Genomic DNA, 663 nt, shown 5'->3' with positions numbered 1-663 from the left:
TGACGGGCGTACTGGGAGACGCACCGCCATGCGGCCGATCGGGCGAAGCGGGCGACTCCGGGAGGTTGGTCATGCCCTCACGTTACGACCCACCACCGACATTCTCTGAGCATGGCTCAGGTCTGTGGAAATCTACTCTGATCAGGTACGTGTTGAGGCGAATTCACAACGTTCTCGTTCTTTCGAGAGCCTGTTCTCCCCTCCAGGGACGGTTGGAGACGCCCTGAGATCAGTCGTCGAACGTGTTCAACATGGCGTGTGCCGCGCGCTCGAGGTAGTCCCAGAGCACGGTTCGCTGCAGCTCGGGCAGCTCGCAGGAGTCGACCGCGGCACGCATGTGCAGCAGCCAGCGGTCCCTGGCGTCCGGGTTGACCTTGAAGGGCTGGTGCCGCTGGCGCAGCCGCGGGTGTCCGCGCTGTTCGCTGTAGGTGCCCGGGCCGCCCCAGTACTGCTCGAGGAACCCGGTGAGGCGCGCTGCCGCTGGGCCGAGGTCGTCCTCCGGATACATCGGCTTCAGCACGGGGTCGCCGGCGACACCCCGGTAGAACTCGGTGACGAGCCTCTCGAAGAACGGTCGCCCGCCGACCTGCTCGTAGAACGAGGCACCGATCGCGGCACCGTTCTCACCGTTGCGCAGCAGCACCCGGGCAGGCAGTGCGGGGT

Annotated in this window: 1 protein-coding gene; it reads right to left on the bottom strand. The window is 66.2% G+C overall.

Annotated features, from left to right (window positions below; translation table 11 throughout):
• Positions 1-229 precede the first annotated feature (229 nt).
• Entirely contained in the window at positions 230-610 is a 381-nt protein-coding gene (locus QN357_RS19170) for a globin (protein ID WP_174774633.1), read from the bottom strand.
• Positions 611-663: the final 53 nt, after the last annotated feature.

The organism is Cryobacterium sp. RTC2.1 (assembly GCF_035018685.1).
GTDB classification, from domain to species: Bacteria; Actinomycetota; Actinomycetes; order Actinomycetales; family Microbacteriaceae; genus Cryobacterium; species Cryobacterium glucosi.
The sequence above is the reverse complement of the archived record's forward strand: the minus strand, read 5'-3'. Positions and strand labels throughout refer to the sequence as shown.